This is a genomic window from Streptomyces sp., from assembly GCF_036566765.1.
In the GTDB taxonomy this organism is placed as follows: Bacteria; Actinomycetota; Actinomycetes; order Streptomycetales; family Streptomycetaceae; genus Streptomyces.
This window is the reverse complement of record NZ_DATCVQ010000099.1, coordinates 1-5,337: the sequence shown is the minus strand read 5'-3', so window position 1 is coordinate 5,337 and position 5,337 is coordinate 1. Positions and strand designations below refer to the sequence as shown.

Annotated in this window: 4 protein-coding genes and 5 pseudogenes; 6 read left to right on the top strand and 3 right to left on the bottom strand. The window is 68.3% G+C overall.

Going from position 1 to position 5,337, the window contains the following annotated elements:
* Together VIU94_RS05570 and VIU94_RS05565 are read left to right on the top strand one after the other, a co-directional pair.
* Positions 1–322, top strand: a pseudogene (locus tag VIU94_RS05570) (MarR family transcriptional regulator); the annotation flags it as partial.
* Between the two features lie 190 nt (positions 323–512).
* Complete coding sequence (locus tag VIU94_RS05565; RefSeq protein ID WP_331908149.1) at positions 513–806, top strand: RICIN domain-containing protein; 294 nt, start codon at positions 513–515, stop codon at positions 804–806.
* A gap of 86 nt (positions 807–892) precedes the next feature.
* Here VIU94_RS05565 and VIU94_RS05560 read toward each other — a convergent pair.
* Positions 893–1,039: pseudogene (locus VIU94_RS05560) on the bottom strand (transposase family protein); the annotation flags it as partial.
* A gap of 594 nt (positions 1,040–1,633) precedes the next feature.
* Here VIU94_RS05560 and VIU94_RS05555 point away from each other — a divergent pair.
* The 4 genes and pseudogenes from VIU94_RS05555 to VIU94_RS05540 form a co-directional block, all read left to right on the top strand.
* Positions 1,634–1,858: pseudogene (locus VIU94_RS05555) on the top strand (transposase); the annotation flags it as partial.
* 230 nt (positions 1,859–2,088) lie between these two features.
* Positions 2,089–3,213, top strand: coding sequence for an NAD(P)/FAD-dependent oxidoreductase (locus tag VIU94_RS05550; RefSeq protein ID WP_331908147.1), 1,125 nt, complete (start codon positions 2,089–2,091; stop codon positions 3,211–3,213).
* A 390-nt stretch (positions 3,214–3,603) separates the two neighbouring features.
* Positions 3,604–3,963, top strand: a complete 360-nt coding sequence (locus VIU94_RS05545; RefSeq protein ID WP_331908145.1) for a transposase — start codon at positions 3,604–3,606, stop codon at positions 3,961–3,963.
* Entirely contained in the window at positions 3,926–4,282 is a 357-nt protein-coding gene (locus tag VIU94_RS05540) for a DoxX family protein (protein WP_331908143.1), read from the top strand. The genes VIU94_RS05545 and VIU94_RS05540 overlap by 38 nt, the downstream gene beginning before the upstream one ends.
* On the opposite strand, the pseudogene VIU94_RS05535 reads toward VIU94_RS05540, so the two are convergent.
* Both VIU94_RS05535 and VIU94_RS05530 read right to left on the bottom strand, forming a co-directional pair.
* Positions 4,213–4,979: pseudogene (locus tag VIU94_RS05535) on the bottom strand (SDR family oxidoreductase). The gene VIU94_RS05540 and the pseudogene VIU94_RS05535 overlap by 70 nt on opposite strands.
* 264 nt (positions 4,980–5,243) lie before the next feature.
* Positions 5,244–5,337 (bottom strand): annotated as a pseudogene (locus tag VIU94_RS05530) (VOC family protein); the annotation flags it as partial.

Below are 5,337 nucleotides of genomic sequence, written 5' to 3'. Positions count from 1 at the left end.
GGTCTCCAAGGCCATCGGCCAGCTCGAGGAGCAGGAACTCATTCGCCGCGAACGCGACCCCCGCCGGCGTCGTGAACGCTACGTCATCGACGCAGACGCATGGTTCCGCGGCTGGATGGCCAGCGCCCGCCAGAACGCCGCGCTGGCCGACTTCGCCCACACCGGAGCGGACACCCTCGGCACCACCTCACCCGCCGGCGCCCGGCTCAACGACATCGGCGACTTCTTCCAGCACGTCGGACAGGCCATGCTGCAGGCGGCCCAGCAATGGCAGCAGGACCGCACCGCGCGCCGAACGGCCGAGGGCCTCCCGCTCCCCTGACGGCCAGGAGGTCCGCGGCCGCGCCTGGAGGACGACACGAGATACCGCTACGGGCCGCTGCTCGCCGGGTTCGACGCCCCGCCCGGCTGGCACCAGGACTGGTTCAGCTACATCGGCGACCTCATCTGGCACTTCGAGCCGCTGCACATCCAGGAACGCGCCTGACCACGGACAGGACGCGGCGGACGCGGTGCGGCTTGAGCGCGACGACGTGTGGCAGCAGTGGAACTTATGGGGCGATGGGAACGGCTACGCCATGGTGCAGAACCGTGCCACCGCCGACTGCGTTTTCCAGACCTGGTGGGGCGGTGCCCAGGCCGCACCGTGCGAGTGGAACAACAACGACTTCAAGTGGGAAGTGTGGAACAACAGCGGCAACGTCTTCTTCCGCAACAAGTCCACCGGGATGTGCCTGGACGACAGCCGGACCTACGGCCTGCGGGTCATCGGCTGCAACTGCGGCGTCTGGCAGCAGTGGCGCTGACCGGCTCCGCCCGACCCCGCGAGAGTAGCTAACTGCGGGGCGCCTTGCCTCGATGCACCGCGCCCCCGATCCAAGCCGACGGGGGGCGCGTGGGCGGTGCCGACGGAAACTCCGAAGCCGGCCGCGATGCGGGCGAGGGTGTCGTGACGGCGCAGGTACACCAGGGCGACCAGCGCACGCCGGTGCGGCGGAAGCTTGCAGCGCCGGCCACCCTCGCGGGTGACGATGAGCATCGTGACCCACTCGACCAGAGCACGCGGCAGGTCGGGTGGGTCACGCCGCCGCTGGCGGGTCGGCGTCAGAGCGACGGGGCTCTGGTGGTGACGGGGGCTTCGCCCCTTGACTGTCTGCCCACACCAGAGCTGGCTGCCTCGGGTTGCCGCGCTGGTTCGGTGTTCGAGGTGGGCGATCTCCCCGTTCCTCGATTCGTCCGAATGCCGGTGGCGGGACGGAAGACTGGTCGAATCTGGAGGCTGGCAGGGCCCTGCCGGAGGGTCAGCCCGGCGCTGGCTGCCGGTGGGTGGAGATCACGGTTCAGTGGATCAGACGTCCTGGACGAAGCAGTCCCGGGGTGGTGAGGCCGCCGTTCGTAAGAACGAGGTCCCGGTCGGCTTCACCGTGCCGCAGGTCCCGGCTACCTTCGCGCACGTCGTCCGCAGGCCCGGATTCCTCGGGCGCCATGCGGTGCCGGCGGCTCACCTGGCCGGAGCGGACCGGACCGGACCGGACCGGATCGGATCGGATCGGATCGGTCAGAGCCTGTCGTAGGTGTAGCAGTAGGTCCAGTCGCTGTCCTGCTCCTTGGGCACCCAGCCCTCGTCCGCGCGCTCGGCGTGAAGCCACTGGTCGCGCGACGCGGCACCGAACATGGCTCAGGTCTCGGCACTCAACGCTGGGTTGTCGAGCGCGCCTTCGCCCACCTGCACTGGTTCCGCCGGTTGCGGATCCGCTGGGAGATCCGCGACGACATCCACGAAGCCTTCCTCACGCTGGGATGCGCACTCATCTGCTGGCGACGCCTGTCACAGCTGGCCCTGGTAGCCCTTACCTGACCGAGGAGCACGGTCAAGGAGCTGGTTGGCTTGCCTCCCATCTTCGCGTGAGCGTCACCCTCGACAGTGGGATGAAGCCGTCGGGAAGCACGTCCAGCAGGTTCAGCACGCGGGCTTCCGGGGGTAAGACAGGCTGTTCCATAAGGTCAGCCTCACGTAGTGGGTTCCGTCGGGCGCCGCGTGCTGGCGGTGGGAGTTTGCAATGCCCGTGATCTGGGGAGAGGGCGTTCGTGCGGATCGGATCCATGAAGCGGCCTGAACGTGTTGCTGTCATCGGAGTGGGCATCCTCGGATCCAGTGTGGGCTGGAACCTGACTCGGCACGGCGTCAAGGTGGTCTTCATCGACGCGGGTCAGCCGGGCGAAGGCGTCACCAACTGGTCTTTCTCGTGGGTCAACGCCAGCAACAAGACTGTGCGCAAGTCCTACTTCGACCTGAACGTCGCGAGCATGGCGGCTTACCAAGAGCTCGCCAGAACCATCGGGCCGGACTCGTGGTGGCATCCCCGCGGCCACCTGGGCTGGGCAGACGATCCGGCGGCGGAGGCGAAGCTCCTGGAAACAGCCGAGCTGCTGGCCGGCTGGGACTACCGGGTCGAGGTGTGCACGGGGGCCGAGGTACGCCGCCGCCTCGAACCTGCTCTCGCCGTGCCCGACGAGGTTCCGGTCGTGTTCTATCCCGACGAAGCCTGGGTGCACGGACGTCATCTCGTCGGCCGCCTGGTCGGCCTGGCTGTCGCAGCCGGCGCCGAGCACCGATTCGGCACTGCGGTCCGTGACATCGGCACCCGTGCCGACGGGGCCATTCGGACAGTCGTTCTGTCCGATGGGAGCCATCTCGACGTCGACGTCGTCGTGAACGCAGCGGGCCCCAGCGCCTCCCACGTCGCCGGGCTCGTCGGACGGCATCTGCCGATGCGCTGGGAACCCGGCGCTGTCACACGGATCGAGTGTGCTCAGGTCCCGGTTCACCGCCCCATACACGCGCCTCACATTGAGATCCGTCCTGACGGAGACACTTCGGTGGCTCTCCACAGCCGCGAGATCGACGCACTCATCGACACCGGCAAAGATCCAGCGGAACTCGCACGGCTACTCCACGAATCGGCACGACGCGTCATTCCCGAGCTCGGCAACTCCCGCATCACCCAGACACGGGTATCCAACCGGCCCATCCCAGCCGACGGATTCCCCTCGGTGGGAGCCCTACCCTCTGTGCCGGGCTACTACGAGGCCGTTACCCACAGCGGAATCACGCTCGGGCCGGTCATCGGCGGGCTGCTCGCCGCGGAGATCCTGAGCGGGAAGAGAGATGAGATGCTTGCGGACTTCCGCCCGGAGAGGTTCTTCCCGTGACGACCCGGGCCAGCGCTGGGCCGGCCCACTGCCTTGCAAACCGCTGATCACGATAATGTCCGATCATCCGGCCACGGTGCCGTTACGACGCCACGCGCTTCGAATCCGTCGCGTTCAGGGGCGATGGGACGCCAGGCAGGATCCAGCGGCTCGTTGCCGCTCGGCAGCGCATGTGTCGGACCGAGCCTTCGCCGCCGCCGGGCCTCAGGGTGACGGACGACCTGGCCGTCTTCGGGACACCACTTCCGAGCGGGTGATGGGGACGATTCCGTGTCGCTACGCCCAGATCCTCGGTCGCGGAGCGATCCGACCGCATCGAAGATCATTTCGTTAGGAGTTCTTAGAGGATGTCTCACGTGGCGTTTCGGGGATGGAGCGTGATGCTGCACCGTGAGGGTTGATCTGTCGCGTCGGCTGGTTCCGGACGAACTGTGGGAGCTGACAGCTCCGTTGTTGCCGGGGTTCACGTCCCGTCCGCAGGGCGGGGGTACTGCTCCGGTGGACGAGCGGGCTGTGTTCACTGCCGTGGTGTACGTGCTGACGAGCGGGTGCGCGTGGCGGTGTCTGCCCGAGTCGTTCGGTGTCTCGCCGGCCACGGCGCACCGTCGGCTCACCGCGTGGACCGAGGCCGGGCTGTGGCGGCGGCTGCACCGGGCGGTGCTGGACGAGCTTGGTGTCAGGGGCGAGCTGGACTGGACGTCAGCGATCGCCGATGCTGCGTCGGTGCGGGCGAAAAGGGGGGCTCGCTGACCGGGCCGAATCCGACGTCAGCCGGTCTGACTGCTGCATGCGGAGCGGGGCCACGCGACACCCCAGAAGGCAAGGCCATCGGATCCTTGAGGTCCTGGCTACGGTGGCGCTGGTCCTGCCCGCTGTGCTCGACATCGCACCGGTTGTGGTGCCGCTGGCTGCCCTCGGTTTGGTGATGTTCATGATGGGCGCAACGTTCACACGAATCCGGTGCCACGAAGCCAAGTTCTGGGGACAGGGCAGGGCTGCTCAGAGCGGCGACGTGCTGCCGGCCGTGGCGGAGGGGTTGAGGGACTCGAAGTGGAAGGCATTGATGTAGCAGTCGCGCGGCTGCCGGATCGCGAAGGTGATGCAGTCGATCACAGACTGTGCCGCGAGCGGGTCCTGAGCTCCGCGCGGTGTGGCGTCCCACTCCGGGGACAGCGGGTCACGGCCGCTGTCGAAGTCCGGCGGGAACAGGGAGATCACCCGGACACCCTGGGGACGCAGACGGCGCGAGAGCGCTTCGGTGAAGCCCCTCTGGCCGTGCTTGGCCGCGTAGTAGGCCTCGTGCGCCACGGGGTGCTGGGCTCCGGGAACACCGCAGACGGAGACCATCGTCACCACGTCGGGGTGGTCGGAGGCGAGAAGCAGCGGCAAGAGGTTCTTCGTCACGAGTATGGTGCCGGTGCTGCCCGAGGCGACCGTGTCGGCCACGTCCTCGTCGGAGACCGAGAAGAGGTCCGGGCCCTCCAGTCAGAGGGCACCGTTGTTCACGAGCACGTCGACGTGGTCGGTGCGGCGGCCGACCGCCGCGGCGAACTCACGGATCGAGGCGGGGTCGGCGAGATCACAGGCGAAGGCGTGCACGCGGTCGTGGCCCGGTCGCGAATCTCGCTGCGGGGGCGTTCGGCCGCTTGCAGGCTGCGTGCGGCGAGGAAGAGTTCGGCGCCGAGGCCGGCGAAGTGGTGGGCGAGCGCGCGGCCGAAGTCGCGGCCCGCCCCGGTGATGACCACGCGGCGGCCGGTGAGGTTCATGTTGTTCTTTCGATCGGGTGAGTGGTTGGGGGGCGGCAGCGGTGAGGTGAATAGGCCCTGTCCGGCGGTCAAGTGACCGCCTTTGGGTCCGGGTCGGCGCCACGAGCATGGGACGACGGGGAGATTGATGAACGGCGAGTGGGCCCGGCTGAAGCCGCGCCCACCCACGACCGGGGAGGGGAGCGGGCGTTGTGCGTCTGGCACGGCACTGTCAGCGTCGCCGCGATCCGGCTCTGGCTGCGCTTACCATCCGCCGCTCTCTACTCAGGTCCAGGTGCGGGAGCACAGCACGAGACGGTAGCCCTCCGGGTCGGCGATCGTTACTCCGTCGTCCCAGTGCGGGTTGTGGGCCGGGACA

Excerpts from the sequence above, each read along its gene's own strand:
- VIU94_RS05540 (WP_331908143.1), top strand. The coding sequence starts at position 3,926 with ATGCTGCGTCGGTGCGGGCGAAAAGGGGGGCTCGCTGACCGGGCCGAA.